This is a genomic window from Algoriphagus sp. 10J20-15 (genome assembly GCF_055809615.1).
Genome location: NZ_JBVVUG010000048.1, coordinates 128,576 through 148,715, shown reverse-complemented (window position 1 = coordinate 148,715; position 20,140 = coordinate 128,576). Strand labels below are relative to the sequence as shown.

The window sequence follows — 20,140 nt, the reverse complement described above, 5'->3', positions numbered from 1 at the left end:
ATTGTTAAGCTCTCTACTTGGCCTGATTATAGGATTAAATTTGTACAATGTCGAAGAGTAATATTATCCTTATCGTTGTTTTGATGTCCCTAGCCAGCTTTGGTTTGATGGGCTTTCAATTCTATTGGGTGAAGAATGCTATTCGCATTAATAGAGAGCGATTTGATCAAAATGTGTATCAGGCACTTTCCTCCACTGTAGATGAGTTGGAGAAAGGAGAGACATCAGCGGCTTTTTATGGCTATATGATGCAGGATTCAATTATTAGTAGGTCACTTTTTGAAAAAATTGATCCGATTGATTTTGATCTTACTGTGAGCTCAAGAAGAATAACTAGGCCAAGACCTTCATTGGTAGATTCCTTTTTTCAAGAGCCGGCTCCGCGAGTGAGTCAGACTTTCAAAAGAATCCTAGAATCTCAAGGAGTTGACATGAATCAACTGGAAGAGCTAGAAGCGTTTTTTGCCTACATGACTCCAGAATTAGCCTCTAAAATGTTTACTCCGGATGAAATGGAGGTATTGCTCAAAGAAAAAGAGCGGCAATTTCAATATTTAAGTCGAATAGAGACCTCTACAAAGAAATCTGTGCCTTCTCAAATTGAACAAGTGGTGGAGATGCGTCCAGAGTTCAACATCAGTTCAGATGCTTTGGAAAAGGTATATAGGACAAACATAAAGATTGATTTTATTAATAAATATGTTGATGAAATAGGGGCTGGACAAAAAGCAATTTTGGACAGAATGGACACAGCGAATGTTCGAAGAATTCTGAAGGGCTTTTTGTTGGAAAGAAATATTACCGAAGATTTTGAACTAGCGCTACTTAAGGATGACCGGTCTTTATTGCCAATTGGGCCTGTTAAACAGCAATTTGTATTAGTCCAACAAGGGATTCAAGCGCGATTATTCCCAAATGACATCTTTGGCAAGGCAAATTTCTTAACTGTCTATTTTCCTGAAAAAAATGCACATGTGATTCGTGAAGTTTGGTTGCCTTTATCTAGTTCTATCTTATTTATTATCGTTATTATTTCTTGTTTCATATATGCCATCAAGGTGATTATCCGTCAAAAAGCCCTCTCGGATACGAAAAATGATTTCATTAATAACATGACTCATGAATTCAAGACTCCTTTGGCCACGGTGAGCCTGGCTGTGGAGGCGCTTCAAGATCCAGAACTCTCCAGTCAGGATAAATTCCGGACAAGGTATTTGGGCATAATTAAGGATGAAAATAAGCGCTTGGTGTCTCAGGTAGAAAACGTTCTTCAGGCGGCTGCGTTGGATAAGAAGGATTTCAAACTGAAAATAGAATCTCTAAATCTGGCAGAAATTTTAGAAACTACTGTTGATCATTTTGGCCTGCAAGTCGAAAAGAAGGGTGGACAGATCACCTTTATAAATGAGCTAACTGAACCTATGGTTCAAGGAGATTTATTTCACCTTACCCATATTTTCAATAATCTATTGGATAATGCAAACAAGTATTCTCCTGACTCTCCGTTTATAACGATTGTAGCAAAAGATAATACGGAAGAGGTATTCATTACCATCAAAGACGAAGGAATTGGGATGAATAAAGATGCGCAAAGGAAAATTTTTGATAAATTCTATCGTGTTCCTACAGGAAATGTTCACGATGTCAAAGGTTTCGGCCTAGGGCTTTCTTACGTAAAGGCCATGTTGGAGGCACATAAGGGAGGAATTCAAGTAAGTAGCGAACTTGGAAAAGGAAGCTCATTCACCATTAACATACCAAAGAAACAATGAGTAAAGCAAAATTATTAGTGGTCGAGGACGATCCAAATTTGGGAGATATCCTGCAGGAATATTTGGAAATGAAAGGGTATGAACCTACGCTTTGCCGTGATGGTGAAGAGGGTTGGAATAAATTCAAGAAGGGGAAATTTGATCTTTGTCTTCTGGATATTATGATGCCGAAAAAAGATGGGTTTACCCTAGCTAAAGAGATTAAAAAAGTGGAGGAAAACTTACCGATACTTTTCCTCACGGCAAAAAACCAAAAGGATGACATTATCGAAGGCCTTAAAATTGGCGCGGATGATTACATCACTAAGCCATTTAGCATGGAGGAATTACTTCTTCGTGTCAATGCGATCTTGAAGCGAACTCATAAAAGTGAAGATATCAATCCGCTGAAAGTATATACTTTCGGAGGTTTCACACTGCATTACGATGAGCAATTCTTAGATGGACCAAAAGGCCGGCACAAGTTGACTTCGAAGGAAAATGAGCTTATTCGCCTACTTGCTTCCGAAATCAACAATCTGGTAAACAGAAGTCATGCTCTGAAACAAATCTGGGGCGATGACAGCTACTTTAATGCGAGAAGTATGGATGTGTACTTGAGTAAAATCAGGAAACTTCTGAAAGATGATCCTAAAGTGCAGATCATTACCGTTCACGGAGAAGGCTTTAAGCTGATTGTGAGCGAAGGATAAGAAGCCCGATGTTTAATGACCGATGTCGGATGTTTTTACAATGGTGACTTTCCAATAACAATACTAATAACAAAAAGCCAGAGCGATCTTAAATCACTCTGGCTTTCTATTTTTTGGAATTCTATTTCTCTAATATCTAGATACTAGCATCCAAAGCCTTGATACTAACGTCTAGCTACTTGATACTTAGAAAATCATTTCAGCTCCAATTCCATTTCCTTCAGGGAAAGTGACTTTTTCTGGCGTGATGATTACTCCTTTCGCAGGATCTTTGGATAGTAGCATTGCTCCATCCATATCTACATAATCCAGCAGCGGAGCAATGTGCGCAATGGCTGTGATACCCACCGAGGATTCAGTCATGCAACCTACCATAGTTTTCATTCCAAGTTTCTTCGCCTCGTGGATCATGCGTAATCCCGGGGTTATTCCTCCGGCTTTTACCAGCTTCACATTGATTCCATGAAAAAGTCCATGGCATTTTTTAACATCGGATTCTACGATGCAGCTCTCATCTGCAATCACTGGTAATTTACTGTGCTTGTAAACCTCTTTCATTCCCTCCAGATCATCTTTGCCAAGAGGTTGCTCCATAAATTCCACGCCCAATTTTTTCAATTCACCAGAATAATTGATAGCCTGATCTGCAGTCCAAGCACAGTTCGCATCAATTCTGAAAATTGCATCTGTATGCTTCCGGAGTTCACGGATAATTGCCAAATCATCAGAAGTACCCAGTTTTATTTTATAGATCGGCCAGTGAACTTCCTTCATTTTTGTCACCATCTTCTCTACCGTATCGATTCCAATTGTAAAGTTGGTAAGTGGAATTCCAGCAGGATTTAGATCTAAGAGTTCATAAAGTTTCTTTCCAGATTTCTTGGCATAGATATCCCAAGCTGCCATATCTAAGGCACATTGAGCAAAAGGGTTCTCTTTAAAAATTTCTTTCCCTAAATCCCAAAGTTCAGCGGGAGTTTTCCACTCAGCTTTTTCTACTATTGGTCTGAATCTCTCCAAGCATTCCATCATATTAGAGATAGTCATGCCATAGAATGGATTTGTAGTTGACTCCCCTAAACCGAAAAATGCACCATCTTGCAGTTTTACAATTAAGGTATCTTGTACATCCCTGCTTTGATGTGCGATGGTAAATGTGTGCTTGAGAGGAAGATCGACTACTTGAAAAGATAAGTTCATTTCGATAAATATTCTATTTGGAGCAAAATTAACCTGTTTTTTGCTTGAATGGTAGGTAGATTTATATTTTATTCAAGGTAAATAGAAATTACTATGAAAGTCAATTCTAAATTATCAATCAGCTTCTTTTTGCTGTTTTTGGTTTTAATACTTAGTTGTAAAACGGCAAAGATGCCAGTTTCTTCAGCAAGCAATGTCTCTACATTGGAATCTGCCTTTTCCAAATTCAAGGAACCTGCTATCACGCACAGGAGATTCAAGCATGCAGATCTACAGCCACTCATCCAAAAGCACTCAGGAGCTTTTGAAATCACAAAATTGGGAGAATCAGTAGAAGGTAGAAGTATTTCCAGCTTGGATTGGGGAGATGGAAAAACCAAAGTAATGCTTTGGTCTCAAATGCACGGAAATGAAAGTACTGCGACCATGGCTCTGTTCGATTTGTTCAATTTTCTTGAAGGCAATGGAGATGAATATGACGATTTGCGTACTCTTCTAAAATCACAGCTGGATCTTAAATTTATCCCTATGATTAATCCCGATGGAGCGGAACAATTCAAACGAAGAAATGCGATTGATATAGATTTGAATCGAGATGCAATATCTCAGATTTCTCCTGAGGCTATCATCCTGAAAGGTGCGCGAGATGATTTTGAACCTGAGTTTGGTTTCAATTTACATGATCAACAAACCTATTATAATGCCTCTGGAACTCCAAAACAGGCCACAATTTCAGTTTTGGCGCCAGCATATAATTATGACACGGACGTGAATGCAGTAAGGACTCGAGCTATGCAAACTATCGTAGGCATGAATGAGATTTTGCAAGAAGTAGTGCCTGGTCACGTGGGAAAATACGACGATGCATTTGAGCCGAGAGCTTTTGGTGACAACATCACCAAGTGGGGCACGAGCACGATTTTGATCGAGTCTGGAGGATATCCCAATGATCCAGATAAGCAGTACATCCGCCAGCTGAATTTTATGATTATTCTTAATGCCTTGGAGCAAATTGCCACCAAAAGCTATGAGCAATTTACTATTGAGGAATATTTTGCTATTCCTGATAATGACCTGCAGTTGGTTGACTTGCTACTTAATGAAGTTCAGGTGCCAGTAAATGGCAAATACTTTCCAGTCGATCTGGGAATCAGAAGAAGAGATATTACAGCTGGAGAAACCTATTACATGTCTGCTTCAGTGGATGATTTAGGTGACCTGCAGGTGTATTTTGGGTTGGAGGAATTTGATGCTTCTGGACTGAAATATGCAGAAGGGAAAGTCTATGCAAGTGAATTTGAGTCCGTCAGCATGCTTGATGAAGCAAAAGCTATAGAGCTTTTGAAGCAGGGGTATTTGGCAGTAAAAGTGAAAAATGGAGCTAAAGGCGATTTGCATAATCTTCCCATCTTGGTGTTGAAAAGTACAGAAACCTTTTCTTCTGGCTGGAGAACCGGGGAAGGGACAAATTTCTTTTTGGAGAAAGATGGAGTGAGAAAATATGCAGTAGTTAATGGATATCTGATTGATCTGGAACATCCAAAAGATCAGGAATTTAAGCAGAGAATTTATTAAAGGTAAATATTTCAAAATGTTTAATTTAATCCGCCACTTGGCGGGTTATTTGTTATTAGTCTTATAAATAATTTTTAGAATCCATGAAAAATAATGTATCAGCCATTCTATTTGCAGTAGCGATCGTAATTGCTTCGATTGTTTTGGGAAATGCAGTAATCAACCGAAACCGACCTCAAGGCACGATCAATGTCACGGGCTTGGGAGAGAGTAATTTTACCTCTGACCTAGTGGTGTGGGAAGGTAATTTTAGCCGCGAAAGCTCTGATTTGAAATCTGCCTATGCTGATTTAGAGAAAGACAGAAAGCTAGTTTCGGACTATTTGATTTCCAAAGGAATTCCTGCTGAGAAGTTGATTTTCAACGCGGTTAATACCAACCCAAACTATGACCAAAATTATTCAAATGATGGCCGATATTTGGGACAAACCTTCAAAGGTTATACTCTTAGTCAATCCTTGAAAATCGAATCTACAGAAGTGGAAAAAGTTGAAAAGATTTCGCGAGAGATCACAGAACTGCTCAACCAAGGAATTGCTTTTTACTCCCAGTCTCCACGCTACTACTATACTGAGCTGGAATCACTGAAATTGGAAATGATTGCTAAAGCTACAGAAGATGCAACCATCCGTGCTGAGCGAATCGCCGAAAATTCCAAAGGGGATCTTGGAGACCTGATCTCAGCCAATATGGGAATCTTTCAGATCACAGGTCAAAACTCAGGGGAAGACTATTCTTGGGGTGGCACATTTAATACAGCGGATAAAAACAAAACCGCTTCGATTACGATGAAGTTGATTTTTGAGGTCGATTAAAAGACGTTTTCAAACAATTGCTGCCCTTTGTGCTTTTACATGATGTGAAAGCTTTAATCCTATTATCCCTTATGTCTTCATTTATTGTCCTCTATCAGTTTACCAAAAACTCACCTACTTCAGATTGGAGAATAGTGGATGATGTAGTAATGGGAGGGAGATCATCTGGTGATTTCCATATCAATGAATCTGGCAATGGTGTATTTGAAGGGGTTGTGTCCTTAGCAAATAATGGAGGGTTTTCCTCTGTCAGCATATAGGGAAACTTTTCAAATTCAGTCCCACACAACGATTAAAATCCATTTAAAAGGGGATGGTAGCCCATATCAATTTCGAGTAAAGGCATCTGTTTCTGATCGCCATTCCTATATCTCTCAATTTGAAACAAGCGGAGAATGGGAAACCATAGAAATCGATCTAGCCGATATGTACCCTGCATTTCGAGGGCGTAAACTTTCAATTCCTAACTTTGACAAAGAGCAGATTGAGGAATTGGCATTTTTGATTGGGAATAAAAAAGAACAGAAATTTCACCTGAAATTAAAGTCTATCGAGCTACTTTAAGACTAGTATTTTCAAGTAATAGTCAGGCAATTAGGATAAATAAATCACCATTCCGCCTAGGCAGTTATCTTTGTGCTAGATTGAATTGATGTGAAAGAGAATAAGACTACAAAAACCGCCCTTCACCCCCGCAATGCCCACCGGGAGCGTTACGATTTTCCAAGCTTAATTGCCACTCAGCCTGAGTTGGGCAGATTCGTGGCAGAAAATAAATACGGAGACCTCAGCATTGATTTCGCTGATCCAAATGCAGTAAAGGAACTCAACAGAGCTTTGTTAAAGCATTTTTATAAGATTTCATCCTGGGATATTCCAAGTGGATACCTTTGCCCTCCCATACCCGGAAGAGCAGATTACCTTCATTATTTGGCAGATTTACTTACTGATAGCAATGGTAATAAACTGCCAGCCGGTGATCAGACCAAAGTGTTGGACATCGGGACAGGAGCGAACTGCATCTATCCAATGCTAGGAAATGCTATTTACGATTGGTCATTTGTTGGCTCCGAAATAGATACTGTAGCGTTGGACTCAGCTCAGGAGAACCTATATGCGAACCCTCAGTTTCGAGGAAAAATCACCTTAAGACTTCAGGAAAATTCAAAGGAAATACTTTCAGGAATCATCAAATCAGATGATGTTTTTGATTTAGTTACCTGTAATCCTCCATTCCATGAGTCCCAAGCTGCTGCAGAAGCAAGTAGTACTAGAAAAGTGAAAAATCTACAAGGAAAAGTTGGTAAGAAGGTCACATTGAATTTTGGAGGAAAAAACAACGAGCTTTGGTGCGAAGGAGGCGAGTTGGCATTTATTCAAAAAATGATTCGTGAGAGTATCACTTTTAAATTCAATTGCTTTTGGTTTACCTCCATTGTCTCTAAGGAAGAGCACATAAAGGAATTGGTTTTAGCTTTGAAAAAAGCCCGTGTTGCAGATCGGAGGATCATACAAATGACTCAGGGTAACAAAAAAAGCAGGTTTATCGCATGGACTTTCTTGAATCCAGAGCAACAGGAAAACTGGAGGAAGAGAAGATGGAGTTAGAATTTGAAATTGGTGGATTTGAAATTTGAAATTTCGGAAATAAGAACGGCGCTTTGAAATGAATCAAAGCGCCGTTCTTAAATCTTAATACTTGAATCTAGGCTCTTAATTCAACGTGCTTTCCACACTGATCTCCAAATCCAAAACTCTGGAAATAGGGCAATTTTCCTCAGCGTCTTTCACTAGCTCATCGAATTTATCCTGAGCGATACCGTCCACTTTAGCCTTTAGGACTAAGTGAGATTGCTTCAATGTTCCTTCTTCAAATGTGATGTTTGCAGTCACATCTAATTCTGTTGCGGTGTAGCCAGCTTCTTGCAGATTGAAGCTCAATTTCATTGCGAAGCATCCAGAGTGCGCTGCTGCGATTAATTCTTCAGGATTGGTACCCACTCCACTTTCGAATCTGGACCCAAAAGAGTATTGTGTTTTGTCTAAAACAGTACTAGGCGTAGTCAAATGACCTTTGCCATCTTTACCTGTTCCTTGCCATACGGCGGTTGCTTTTCTGATCATGGTTTAAAAGATTTTAGGGTTAAAAGTTATAATAGTTAAAGGGAAATATGTGCGTATAAGTTCAGCTAAAGCTTAGAATCATCAATTTTCCACCTTTTCCATTTTCGGTTTTTCAGGCGGGTTAGTTGATGCTTTTTTACCTGACAAATTCTGAAATACCTCCAAATATTGATCGGTCACATAGTCCCAATTGTATCTTTGTACAAGCCCCTCGCGAGCGGTGCTTCGGAAATATGCCATTCTTTCCTTACTACTTTCCGCTGCTTCCACGATGTCCTGAACCGATTCTTTAGTCTTTTGAAAGTACCAACCATGTTTACCGTTCTGGAGCATTTCCTGATTGAATGGGGTATCCAAAGCTAAGATAGCGCAGCCAAAACCAAGTGCTTTCAACATCGCTGGATTCGTCCCACCATATTCGTGACCGTGAAAATAGGCGTAGCAATGAGAGTACCATGCTGCTAATTCATTCTGATCAGTGATGTATCCCAAAAACAATAGCCTTTCGTCTTCTATGTTTTTGAGGACATTGGCATACTCGTCATTGAATGGTACGTCGCCAACTATTACGAGCTTTCTCTTTGAGTTAGACTTTAAAAATCCATCGATTATAAGGTCTGCATTGTTGTCCGGAATAAGTCGGCCTACGATCAGGAAATAATCCTGCGGTTCAATTCCCCATTTCTCAATGGGATCAGCTGCTACATCTGCTCGTGGATTTGCCCCATATGCGATGACTTTGGAGTCTGCATTGAATAATTCCTTGTAAACACGCTGCATTTCATCCGAGTCATTGATCAGTTGATCGTAGTATTTCGTGGCCATCTTAGATGCCCAGAAAAAATACTTTGATCCCATGCCTTTCCATTTTGGTCTGAGCCACTCCAGACCATCCACGTTGATCACCGTTTTTTTTCTGAAAAGTCTGGAAAACCAGCCGATAGGTCCATTAGCGCTGTTGACCACGAAAATCACATCCACGTCTGAGAAACAGGCATGCATCATGGAGAAAAAAGTATGCGAAAGTTGGGTGCCTATCTTTGATTCAATTGCTCCTATGTAAATGCATTCTATGCCATTTACAAATTTTGGTTTTTCTTGAAATAGGGCTTTGTGATTATATACGCGGACATGAACACCCTTGGCTACGAGTCGCTCACCAAGCTCTTTGACCATGGTGTCGTATCCTCCATACACATAGGGATATCCTTTTGCCCCCATTATGGCTACTTTTAATTTCTTCTTAGCTGCTGCCATAAATGGTTTTCAATTTTTTTTCTAAAACTATCCAAACTGAACTCCTTCAATACCCGATTTCTACCGGCACTCCCAAACCTCTCTCTAAGTTCTTGATCCAAAATTAAACTAATTAACGCATTTACTCCTTCATCTAGATTGTAAATTGGGATTAAGTATCCTGTTTCACCGTTCACCACCATTTCCGAAGCTCCTCCGGATTGCGTAGCAATGACTGGACAGGCTGCTGCCATGGCTTCCAGTATGACCGTAGGAAATGAATCTGGTAAAATCGATGGTAAGACAAAAATATCTGTTGTCTTCAGGATGGAGCCTATATCTTCTCTAAAGCCGAGATTTGTTACATGATTTTCCAGTCTATGCTCATTGATAAAATGCTTCATTTGCACCTCCAAATTCTCATAACCAGGATATGGATCTCCAACTAATAGAAAGTGGCAATGTGGATAAGAACTTACTATCCTCTTGGCCATTTCTAAGAAGAAAAGTTGTCCTTTACCAGGATTGATTCTACCAACCATGGTAATAATCAGGTGATCATCGGCTATTCCTAACTCCTGAGGGCGTATTCCAGGTTTTTCAAGAAACTCTGAATAGGGTATTCCATTGTGGATAACTGTAGGTTTTGATACCTCTAACTTATTGTCCCAGTGATTTTTCACCGCTTGTGATACTACGATGGGTGAGGGAGTAGTACGATCTAACAATCGTCGTAAGAGGCCTACCAAAGGTGTAGGCCCAAGTAGGATTTCATGTATGTGCCAAAAGTGTGGCAGGTTATGCAATTTTGCCCATTGTGCCCCGACTACCACTGCGAGGGTATTGGAGTAAACTAGGTCGAACTTGAACTCACTGTGCAGCTGGCTTAAAAATCTATAGGCTTTGTAATTCATAGATAGCCTATTCACTAGTCCGGGAATGTTCACGTATTTACGTCGCAAAATTCCAAGGTTTTGAATTCGGACTATAGCTCCTTCTTCTACAAGATATTGTTGCAAAGGGCCCGGTTCGGGCAAGACCACAACTGGTTTTAGTCCAGCATTTTTATAAACCTTTACTACTTCAATCAGTATTCTGGAAGAGCCATATCGGTCTGATGAACTATTAAGGAAGAGTACTGTCAATTGAAAAACCGGTTGCTAATTTTTAAGGATTACATTTTGAAATCCTTCAATAAATTTCTGTGCAGAAAATTTCTTGGATTGCTCGAGACCTTTACCAACCATCGAGTTGATTTGGTCATCATCTAAAGCCAAAAATATCATTTTTTCCATTAAATCTTGCTGGTCACCAGTTTTGAACGGAAGTCCACATCCTCCAGCTACCTCCATCAATGCAGGTTGGTTAGAGTGGATTACAGGAATTCCATTTGCCATAGCTTCTAAAATTGGGATTCCAAAGCCCTCATTTTCGGAAGGGAATACATAAGCAAAAGCATTTTTGTACAAGGCAGCCACTTGATGATCATTTACATATCCAAGCAGGAAAACTTTGTCCTGAAGGCCAAGTTCTTCCACCAGCTTTTCTACAATGGGGAGGTCATTCATTTGCGCACTTTGTCCGGCCCCTCCAGCTAATACCAATTTGAAATCAACTTTAGTTTTCTTGAGGAAATTGTCAAAAGCGCGAACGAGCATGGGAAGGTTTTTGCGCTTATCGAAGGTGCCCAAATGCATAAAATATTTTTGGTCTGCCAATCCATTCTCTTCCAAAAAAGTAGTATCCAGGCCATTCTCAAGCCTTTTTGGAGCTTGATAAATAACGGTCATCGGATATATTTTCTTTAAGTATTTGTAGAGTGATTTTCGGGAGTATTCCGTTGTGGTGATGATCTCGGTATTTTCTTTCAGGCCTTTTTTGATCAACCGCAGGAAGTATGTTCTCCACCACTTGGGGTAGTTTTGAGGCATTTGCCAGAAGAAAGCATCATGGATCACTGTTAATCTCCGACATGGAAGGCTTGCCACAGGCGAGACAAAATCCGGGCAAATCAACACATCCGGCTGGTGCTTTTTCACCAAATCAGGTAATTGGAATTCCTTCCAGCGAAAGTAATCCATGTGATAATTGAGACGCTGAATTTTGGATTGAGGCCCTTTAAAAGTCTGATCAGCACTTTGGGTTTTTGGATCATGGGAAAAAATCCATTCGATCTCTGGATGTGGATAAGCCAATGCGGCTTCCGCCAATTCCATCATATAGGTTTTGATACCTGTAGTGGCGACGTTCAAATATTGTAAATCGAGTAGGACTTTCATGTAGAGTTAATAGATTTCTTTCATTCAGTTTCTTAAAAAGTATAATATTCTGATAAATAACTTTATAGCCGAATCTTTAATTATACAATTTTTTAATTGGCCTAAAATTAGACTACTATTTCTTTGCCATAGTTTTCTACTTGGATTCTGGAATATTCCCTCACGCTAATTCCAACCATCCACCAGGAAATCCATGAGAATGTAAGTATAGATTTCCACATTTGCAGTAAATAAGGGTAGTAATAATCCTGCTTTTACAGTTCCTGCTACAAATGCCATTCTTGCCAAATTCAAATTATCAGAATTTTTAAAGACATAGATCGAAGTCCAAATACCTGAGAAGAGTGTTGCTATGTACAAAAACATACCAACCCAACCCAGTTGAACTCCATATATTAAAAACTGATTTTCGCCGCCAACCCGTAATTCTTCAGTCACACTGCCAAAATTTCCACTCATAGCAAGTCCAATGCCCATAGGATTTGTCATCATTGAGTCTAATGCCAGTACCCATTCCACCACGTGGCCAATGCTTGATGTATCTGCGAGCGTTAAGGTATCAATCACGTAGAAGTAGAAATCCTCCGGTGCAAAGAAAAGCACGTATCCCACAAATAAGACTAAACTCAGGAACCCAAAACCAATTAATTTATACAGTTTGAAGACCAGGGCAACAAAGAATATCATCAGAAAAAATGCAGCAAATGATGCTCTGGAAGAAGCAAAGACAAGACTTCCAATAGAGCAAAGCATCACAAGAACATATTTCCATTGATGTGACCTCTCTGAAGTTAAAAACCAAATCAATCCTGCTGAAAACCCCATTAAAACAGAGCTGGCCAGCTCTAAAGGATCTGAGAAAAAACTCCCGAGTCGCTTCATTGCATTGGTAGTTTCAAAGGTCCACGTCAGGTTATAATGCCCCTGTGGCTCAATATTATTTATTTCTTCGTTGAAAAGGGCATAGCCAGTAAATTGCTGTAGGTGTGCATTTAAAAGATAGTTTTCCACCAAGTTCATTAGAAATGCTCCAATGGCAATGATAAAAATGATCTGAAACAATCGCTTCAACTCGAAATCACCAAACTGAGTATTTCTGCCAAGCAAGTAGATCAAACTAGGAATGAACATACTCTTGAAGTAGAGTGCTTTGTTCACAAAACTTGCCTGTCCTATTGGTACCACAAGGAAAACGACTGTCAATACCATAAAAGCCAGCAAGTACCAATCTGTGGATTGAAGTCGCAAGGGGTAGCTGAATATTTTCTTTTGATAAATAACAAAAATCAACCCTGCCGTCAGAACGATGATTTCCTTACTGACCTGAAATAAACTTACGATCATGGGCGACCTAGTCACCAAAAATGCCACACTGAGCGTGGTGATATAAAATGGCAAAAAAGCAGCAAGGAAGAAGATAAAATAAGTCCATTTCCCTTTAAATATCATTTCCTGAAGCGTCCAGAGAGATCCGGCTGCTACCGCAAGTGCGATTAAAATGAAAAATATCAAAGGCATCGGCTTACCATTATGTTATACTTTCAGGTTCAGTAATAATTGAATCAATGCTTCAAACGACAATAAGCAAATTAACCAGCTTTTGAAAATTGTACAAGCAAGTTGCAATGCCGAACCTGAAATCAACTTTTAGTAATGTATTGGTCTTTGTAAAGCTGATTATCAGCTCTTTTTCTGATTAGCTCTTCAATTTCAGGGTTTGAGATTTGATCCTCCGTTGGTGCATAGAGAGCACGCTGACGATTGACAGAATTAGCAGGAGGATCGCATAGATAATAGATCGCAAGAGACTTTCGGATATTCGTTCCTTCGGTGCTCACTTCTCTACTTAAGCCATGCCATGACTGGAAGGTAGTATCAAAAATAACTGCCCTATTAAATTTCACTTCCACTTCCTTTTCCAGCTTTTGAGGTCGATGGTTTTCTGCATCATTACTCCAAAGTCCAAAATGGCCTCCGAATTCAGGTTTCCAATCTTGAGAAAGATATATAATCAGATTTATTCTTCGCTGTAATCCCAGCTTAGGATGAATGTTGTAGTCTAGATGAGGATTGAGTTTTCCTCCATCAGGATGCATGTGCCATCCGCCACCATGTAAGCCAAAATCTGGATACAATTTGATTCCCAAAATTGCTCCTAAGTTGTTGACAAATGTCTCAGAGCATAAGTATTCAAAAAATTTATAAGTATACTCAGGAAACTTATTCCAATCGTTCAGAGCTGACTTTTTTTCAAGCGGATTTGAATAGGTGAATAGACTAGCATCACCTATCACCGGAAACTCTTCTGATAGAGATTTTGCAAATTTTTCTTCTACAAAATCATCGATAACTAAATGTGGAAAAGGTGCAGACGGAGTGAAACTCTTCTACTCTATTTTTAATCTCCTCAATCTTAATCATGGTAGGTTTTTATTAGGCCATCAGCAAAGCCTTTCCAGGCCATCTTTAACTTTTGAAGCCTCCATCTACCAATAAAATAAATGGAATAAAGAAGCATTTTGCCAAATTGGACGGCCACGGCCAAAGGTATAAAAATATTTTTAGTGTGATGTTTAATGAATATCATTTGATTTCTCTGGGCCAAATAATGGACTATTGGGTTTAGAAAACCCTCTTTTCCCTTAGTCTTTGACTTGGAAGAATTCCCTACGGAATGATAGATTTTTGCCTCTGATTCAAACCAAAGCTTGTAGCCTTTTTCACGAACTCGCATGGAAAGATCCACATCTTCAAATGAACCGAAAAAGAAGAATTCCTTCAGAAGACCTGCTTCCCGAAGTACTTTTGTTTTAATTAAAGTAGCGCAACCAGTCGTCCAATCTGTCTCCTCCGATCTAACATCACTTAGATCAGTTTTTCCTTCCTTTTTTGTGAGAGAAAGACCTAGAAAAGCAATGAGTTTACCACCTGCATTCCATATGACATTTCTACGTTCGCCATTATAGAAAATTAGGGGCTGTGCAATACCATACTCAGGCTTATCATCAATAGAAAAAACCAATTTATCCAGGAAATCGGGTTCGACTTCAGTGTCATTATTTAGTTCTAGGATGTAGTCAAACCCATTCTCCAAAGCATATCGAAACCCCACATTGTTACCCCCGGAGAAGCCTAGATTTTCCTGAGTAAAGATAAAATGTGCAAAATCTCCAAATTCATTCTCAAGCCTTTCTCCAGAACCATCACCGGAGTGATTGTCTATCATAATCGTTTTAAAATTGGGATAGGTACAGTTTTGAAGTGAGAGAATGCATTTTTTAGAGTCTTCATAATTTTTCCAATTGATCAAAACTATTGCTACGGAAGGAAAAGGTGAAGAACTCATTCAGAAAGGTTTGTGGAAAATGTATGTGGTTGCTGTAGTAATATGTGTATCAGCGCTCAAATATAAGACTCAAATAAAAATCAAAGATGGATTTTAAAAATCAATTTTTAGTAAAAAGACCAAGTACCAACGCTTTATTGTGGCTCCAGTTGAAATAGCATGAGATAATAAAAGCAACAACTTCGGTGGATAGTAGTGCAAAAGCTAGGCCTATTTCCCCATAATAAGCAGTTGCGAATACAGAGGTTATAAGCATGTAAATACACATCAGCCAAGAAGTTCTGAACATTAGTTGTTTCTGGTCATTGATAAGAAACACTATAATATTCCAGATATTAAAGGAAGCCAGAAGTGGGATAAAAGCTAAAATCTTTAGAATTTCGACAGATTTTGGAAGAGATTCTCGTGATAAAACTGAGATAATGAAATCTGACCAAAGAAAGGTTATTAATGACAAAAACGCACTTAAACCAATGGAAAGGAGTAATACTTTGATTGAAAATCTCACAAATGCTTTTTTGTTTACACTGTATAATTTGGCAGCATTTGGATAAACCGCTTGTACAATTAGCGAAGGAAGCATACGCATCACCATGATCACCCGCTCGGCTAAGCTATACATACCTAGCGTTTCTGCAGCGGTGAAAAAGCTGAGTATTATCAATCCTCCATTTACGGCTATATGACTTCCTAGATTAGAGAAAAACAGGAGAACATTTGATCTAAGGCTCTTCCAAATAGCATGAAACTCGGGTCTATAAAATGTGATCCGCATATAGATTCTAATGTAGATCAGCAGAAAAATATTAACTCCTAGACCAAAAAAACCCATCATGAAATTTACCCATTTGCTTTGTTCTGGCTTGTGGATAAATAGCACAATACCTAAGAGGAAAAGTAGCTTGCTGAAAATATTCGCTATGCTGACCAGCTTCATTTTTTCCATACCCTGAAAAAACCAAAGCGGTAACGTAGCTTCAGAAAAAAGGAGCATTAGTGAAAACACCAAAATGACCTGATATTCTTGGAATAGGTTAAAGCCGAAAACTCCGATGATTATAGCAAGGCTGGCTATTGTAGCAAGTAAAATTTTAGCCGAAAAAATGTTGGAAACTATATGTGATAATTCAACTCTATTTTGCTGATTAATAGCAACTTCCCGGGGGGCGTTTAGGTTGTAGCCAAAGCCTACAATTATGTTCAAAAGTATAATGACCGAAAGTGCGAGATTAACTAATCCAAATTGATCGACTCCAATCCCCTGAATCAACAGAGGCATGGAAATGATAGTGATCAAAATATTGGAGGATTGAATAATCGCCAGAAAAAGAAAATTCTGGATAGATTTATTCTTAACGATGTTACTTAAAGGAATGAGCCCGAGTTTTTCTAGCATGCCAGCTGTTATTTAGCTTTCCTGCACATGCTTCCGGTATAATCGTCGGAAATAAAGCCACATAATTGTGAGCATTCCTAGGATAACGCATCCATAAACCATGCCTTTTACCAGACGAATCTCCGATCGTTCCAATGGAAATCTCGGGGAGTCGATGATTTGAATCAAAGGAGAATTGTTTCGATGATTGACTTTGGCGATTTCCAGATTTTTTACCACTTCCTCATATACCGCACCAGTTGCTTGTACGTCAATTTGCCTCTTTTTCGTCTCTATGGTTGCTGAAGAGCGCAGTGGGTTGGCATTGGGAACACGGTCAGTTGCGGATGCAAAGGCTCCTATGCTTTCATCTAATATTTTGCGGACGCTATCTGCCTGAGACTGAAGAATAGCTAAGTTTTCGCTGGTTTTTTTGGTTTTAGTCTCTCTGTAAAATTCATTTACATTCTCTACCAGATGTTCATTGAATGCCTTGGCATAGTGTTCGTCTTTTGAGGAGACACTTACTTGGATGATTGTCAATTTACGGTCAGGTTTAGCGACTGAAAGCTGATTTTCCCGCACAAGTTTTGCTACTTCTTTGACTACAGAATCCTGGGCTATGGTGAAGTTTTCCCGTGGAATAGAAAAGTCCATTGACGCTATATCTACTTTGGAAGCCCACTTTTTATCGATTTTTTCAAATTCAATAAATCGATCGATCAATAGTTGGTTCTCATCAAAAGGACTTAATAGCGCTTCATCCAGCATACGCTCAGATCTATAAAGCTCCATAATATTATCGCCTTGGAAAAGCCCACTGGTCCCGCCCATGGAACCCAAATTAACTCCTACCAATGATGCTAATCCCGACATTTGACCCATTCCGGCACCATCTCCATCTTCCAGTACAAATGAAGTAGTCGCGACGAAAACAGGTTTTTTATAAATAGAAACTAATGCTCCCAATCCTATTCCCAGAAGTGCTGCAAAGAGGAGAATTTTCCATTGGGAAATGAAATAAGCGATCCAACTACCGAAGTTTTGGAGGACTTCCTTGATGGTGAATTGATTTTCTGTGAAATGTTTTGATCCGGACATTACCAGTTGATTTGAGAAATTACCAAGCCTAAGGTTGCCAAACCAGTAGTGATTCCAACTACTTCACCTAATCTTAAAGGTACTTTTGGACCTTTGGTTGGTACTATTACTTCTGCCCCAGGTTCTACCGAAGGATAATTTCTAATTCCTAAGAAGCCATTGGTTCGTTTTACTGCACCGTTGGCATAAACCACGTACGTTTGCTTTCTATTTGCACGACGCTCAAAACCTCCTGCACCATTTATGTAGTGTTTCAAACTTCTTCCTGACTCGTGACGAAGGGTAGTTGGATATACTACATCACCTCTCATCCGCACTGTTTGAAAAAGCTTTGGCACAGAAAGTATATCTCCTTCTTCAATGAGAAGATCGTCTTCTGAGCCTGGATTTCTTAGTATTTCTTCCAAATCTATAGCGACTGCTTCAGTTTCTTTAAGTTTCACCGCAAATCCTGGGGTTTCTGATGCTATTTGATCCAGTGACTCCTTTTTGCTTTGAGCTAATTGGTTGTCAACTGGAGACTCTTTGGATGGAGATTCCGTCAATAAGCGTTGCAGCAATTCTGCTTGAGCCTCAGAGTTGCTCGGGTCTTCAGCAAGTTTCATCTTTAAGCCTTCCAAATTCCGTTGACGTCGAATTTGCTCGGATTCCGTATTGAAAAACTCAGTGCGTCTGATTAAAGTAGCCCCTTTTGCGTAAGCAAATTGATTGAGCCCCCCAGCTCTTTTGATCAAATCTGAAATACGTTCTCCACTACTTTGAATGGCGAAAATTCCGGGTGAATTTACTTGACCTTCCACAGCAGTTAATTTCTGCATAGTGAAGCTTGCTCTTTTTCTTACAATGACTTGGTCAAATGGCACCAAAGAAGGAGAAGTTGGATTGTAACCTAAGTCTGGATTTACCTGTGTTGGAATGATGTCGGCTAATGTGCCTAAATCAGAATCTTCCAATCTTCTGGCAATTTCTATATCCTGAGCATTAGCAGATTCTTGGAATCCTCCCGCCATTACGATCAAATCTTCTACTTTCATCTCAGCAGAATACGGATAGACACCTGCTTTTTTAACTTCGCCAAGGATCTGCACATACTGTTCATTGTTAATATCGTAGATGCTCGTAATTCTTACCACATCTTCGCGGCGAAGTGGTACGTCAGGAGCAGTTCCATCCATAACTCCCCTTAGATTAAGCTGAATCATCTCTGTGCTTAGGTCATCCTTAGTTCTTAGGATACTTGCCTGAGTAGTATAAGCATCGCCTCGAAGTCCTTCCGCATTTTTCACCAATTGGGATAAGGTAAGCCCCTCATCTAAAGCAAAAGTACCTTCTCTGTAAACAGCACCCTTAATCTGAACTCGATTGGAATAGCGATTCAGGATACGCTGAACTGTGATTTCATCTCCTCCTTTGAGGATAAACATGTCAAATTGGTTCTGATAAACATCGGATACAGAGCGCTGATTTCCTGTGATTCTGGAAATGGCTACTCGGTCCTTGAATGCTTGATCGGTAAATCCACCAGCATAATTTAAAATATCAGAAAACGTATCATCCTCTACAGCCTCAAAAACCATTGGGCGCTTCACTTCTCCTTTGATTTTGACATGGGAAATGTATGGAGGTACTAGGATTACATCCTGATCTTGTAGCTTTAGATCAAGTTTTGCAGTGCCATTAATCAACAAATCGTAGACATCTATCTCAGCGATTTGTTTATTATTTCTTACCAACTTGATTTTCCGCATGGAGCCGTTTTCATTTGGCCCACCAGCGGCATACAATGCATTGAAGACAGTGGAGAAGGCGCTCAGGGTAAATGTACCGGGCAGGCGAACTTCCCCTAAAATGTTGACTTTAATGGAGCCTACATTTCCTAAAGTCACTTGAAGAAATGTGTTGGGATTGCTCCCTAGTATACCAGGATAATATTTTCCGACTCTATTTTTCAGGATTCCAGTAGCTTCTTCAATAGATTTTCCAGATACAGATACAGGTCCAATATTATCCAATAGAACAAATCCATCCGGATTAACTGTCGCTTCATAATATTGCTCTGATTGCCCATAGATATCTACATAAATCACATCTCCAGGACCTAATACATAACTTTTTGGAGTGGCTTGATTTAGACTTGGCTCAAAACTTAAGCGTCGATTTCTATGATAAAAAAGAGATGTTCCAAAGATTTCATTCCCATCTGTGTGATTTATTGTACCCTCAGAAAATTGTAGCATTCCTAAAGCTATTTCATCCATGTCGACTTGCTCGCGTTCGTCACGTTTGGAAACTTTGGTGTTGCGGATGGATTCTTCTTCTCCTTGAGATATTCTCATTCTCATTTTAGCCACTTCGCTCGGAGGCATGCCTTGTATTTCAAGCGTTTTCAAAAACTCTGACTTTGAAAGCCCAGCGTTTGTTGCCCGATCAAGTAAACCTTGAACTTGATCGTCAGACAGTTCATCAACTTTGATTTTGCTAGCATCATTAATATCCTGTGCAAAAGTCGGAGCAACTGTTAACCCCAAAAAGGCTATAAATACAAAAAAGTAAGAGAATCGTATAATTGAAATCATATAGAAAAGGTAGTCCCAGGTGAATCAAGAACAAATATGGAGATTAAAA

18 protein-coding genes are annotated in these 20,140 nt (G+C 39.4%); 7 read left to right on the top strand and 11 right to left on the bottom strand.

Annotation, left to right across the window (positions count from 1 at the left end):
- Window positions 1-47 precede the first annotated feature (47 nt).
- On the top strand, window positions 48-1,772 hold the full coding sequence (locus AC0L6R_RS23360) for a sensor histidine kinase (protein ID WP_473273359.1): 1,725 nt from the start codon (window positions 48-50) through the stop codon (window positions 1,770-1,772).
- Entirely contained in the window at window positions 1,769-2,464 is a 696-nt protein-coding gene (locus tag AC0L6R_RS23355) for a response regulator transcription factor (RefSeq protein WP_473273358.1), read from the top strand. Before AC0L6R_RS23360 ends, AC0L6R_RS23355 begins: the two co-directional genes overlap by 4 nt.
- A 186-nt stretch (window positions 2,465-2,650) precedes the next feature.
- On the opposite strand, the gene AC0L6R_RS23350 is transcribed toward AC0L6R_RS23355, so the two are convergent.
- The gene (locus tag AC0L6R_RS23350) at window positions 2,651-3,664 is read right to left on the bottom strand and encodes a dipeptide epimerase (RefSeq protein WP_473273357.1); all 1,014 of its coding nucleotides are present in this window, start codon (window positions 3,662-3,664) and stop codon (window positions 2,651-2,653) included.
- A 171-nt stretch (window positions 3,665-3,835) separates the two neighbouring features.
- Between AC0L6R_RS23350 and AC0L6R_RS23345 the strand changes: the two genes are divergently transcribed.
- The 5 genes from AC0L6R_RS23345 to rlmF all read left to right on the top strand — a co-directional run bounded on the left by AC0L6R_RS23345 (window position 3,836) and on the right by rlmF (window position 7,662).
- Window positions 3,836-5,239 carry a M14 family zinc carboxypeptidase gene (locus AC0L6R_RS23345; protein ID WP_473273356.1) on the top strand — a complete coding sequence of 468 codons (1,404 nt, stop codon included), beginning with the start codon at window positions 3,836-3,838 and terminating at the stop codon, window positions 5,237-5,239.
- Window positions 5,240-5,322: 83 nt separating this feature from the next.
- Window positions 5,323-6,054: an SIMPL domain-containing protein gene (locus tag AC0L6R_RS23340; protein ID WP_283412074.1), complete on the top strand. Its 732-nt coding sequence runs from the start codon at window positions 5,323-5,325 to the stop codon at window positions 6,052-6,054.
- Window positions 6,055-6,125: 71 nt separating this feature from the next.
- Complete coding sequence (locus tag AC0L6R_RS23335; protein WP_473273355.1) at window positions 6,126-6,314, top strand: CIA30 family protein; 189 nt, start codon at window positions 6,126-6,128, stop codon at window positions 6,312-6,314.
- Window positions 6,286-6,618, top strand: a complete 333-nt coding sequence (locus AC0L6R_RS23330; RefSeq protein ID WP_473273354.1) for a CIA30 family protein — start codon at window positions 6,286-6,288, stop codon at window positions 6,616-6,618. Before AC0L6R_RS23335 ends, AC0L6R_RS23330 begins: the two co-directional genes overlap by 29 nt.
- Before the next feature lie 90 nt (window positions 6,619-6,708).
- Window positions 6,709-7,662, top strand: coding sequence for a 23S rRNA (adenine(1618)-N(6))-methyltransferase RlmF (gene rlmF, locus AC0L6R_RS23325; protein ID WP_473273353.1), 954 nt, complete (start codon window positions 6,709-6,711; stop codon window positions 7,660-7,662).
- A gap of 105 nt (window positions 7,663-7,767) precedes the next feature.
- Here the strand turns inward: rlmF and AC0L6R_RS23320 are convergent, their stop codons facing one another.
- The 10 genes from AC0L6R_RS23320 to AC0L6R_RS23275 all read right to left on the bottom strand — a co-directional run bounded on the left by AC0L6R_RS23320 (window position 7,768) and on the right by AC0L6R_RS23275 (window position 20,091).
- The gene (locus AC0L6R_RS23320) at window positions 7,768-8,178 is read right to left on the bottom strand and encodes an OsmC family protein (RefSeq protein WP_473273352.1); all 411 of its coding nucleotides are present in this window, start codon (window positions 8,176-8,178) and stop codon (window positions 7,768-7,770) included.
- A gap of 81 nt (window positions 8,179-8,259) precedes the next feature.
- Window positions 8,260-9,435 (bottom strand): DUF1972 domain-containing protein, encoded by a 1,176-nt coding sequence (locus AC0L6R_RS23315; protein WP_283412078.1) that lies wholly within the window; start codon window positions 9,433-9,435, stop codon window positions 8,260-8,262.
- Window positions 9,411-10,559 carry a glycosyltransferase family 4 protein gene (locus AC0L6R_RS23310; RefSeq protein ID WP_473273351.1) on the bottom strand — a complete coding sequence of 383 codons (1,149 nt, stop codon included), beginning with the start codon at window positions 10,557-10,559 and terminating at the stop codon, window positions 9,411-9,413. The genes AC0L6R_RS23315 and AC0L6R_RS23310 overlap by 25 nt, the downstream gene beginning before the upstream one ends.
- Before the next feature lie 15 nt (window positions 10,560-10,574).
- The gene (locus AC0L6R_RS23305) at window positions 10,575-11,693 is read right to left on the bottom strand and encodes a glycosyltransferase family 4 protein (protein ID WP_473273350.1); all 1,119 of its coding nucleotides are present in this window, start codon (window positions 11,691-11,693) and stop codon (window positions 10,575-10,577) included.
- A 165-nt stretch (window positions 11,694-11,858) separates the two neighbouring features.
- Window positions 11,859-13,211 (bottom strand): O-antigen ligase family protein, encoded by a 1,353-nt coding sequence (locus AC0L6R_RS23300; protein ID WP_473273349.1) that lies wholly within the window; start codon window positions 13,209-13,211, stop codon window positions 11,859-11,861.
- Between the two features lie 122 nt (window positions 13,212-13,333).
- Window positions 13,334-13,987: a 2OG-Fe(II) oxygenase gene (locus AC0L6R_RS23295; protein ID WP_473273348.1), complete on the bottom strand. Its 654-nt coding sequence runs from the start codon at window positions 13,985-13,987 to the stop codon at window positions 13,334-13,336.
- 119 nt (window positions 13,988-14,106) lie between these two features.
- The gene (locus AC0L6R_RS23290; RefSeq protein ID WP_283412083.1) at window positions 14,107-15,039 is read right to left on the bottom strand and encodes a glycosyltransferase family 2 protein; all 933 of its coding nucleotides are present in this window, start codon (window positions 15,037-15,039) and stop codon (window positions 14,107-14,109) included.
- 100 nt (window positions 15,040-15,139) lie between these two features.
- Window positions 15,140-16,435, bottom strand: coding sequence for an oligosaccharide flippase family protein (locus AC0L6R_RS23285; RefSeq protein WP_473273347.1), 1,296 nt, complete (start codon window positions 16,433-16,435; stop codon window positions 15,140-15,142).
- Window positions 16,436-16,447: 12 nt separating this feature from the next.
- On the bottom strand, window positions 16,448-17,515 hold the full coding sequence (locus tag AC0L6R_RS23280) for a GumC domain-containing protein (protein ID WP_283412085.1): 1,068 nt from the start codon (window positions 17,513-17,515) through the stop codon (window positions 16,448-16,450).
- Entirely contained in the window at window positions 17,515-20,091 is a 2,577-nt protein-coding gene (locus AC0L6R_RS23275) for an SLBB domain-containing protein (protein WP_473273346.1), read from the bottom strand. Before AC0L6R_RS23275 ends, AC0L6R_RS23280 begins: the two co-directional genes overlap by 1 nt.
- Window positions 20,092-20,140: the final 49 nt, after the last annotated feature.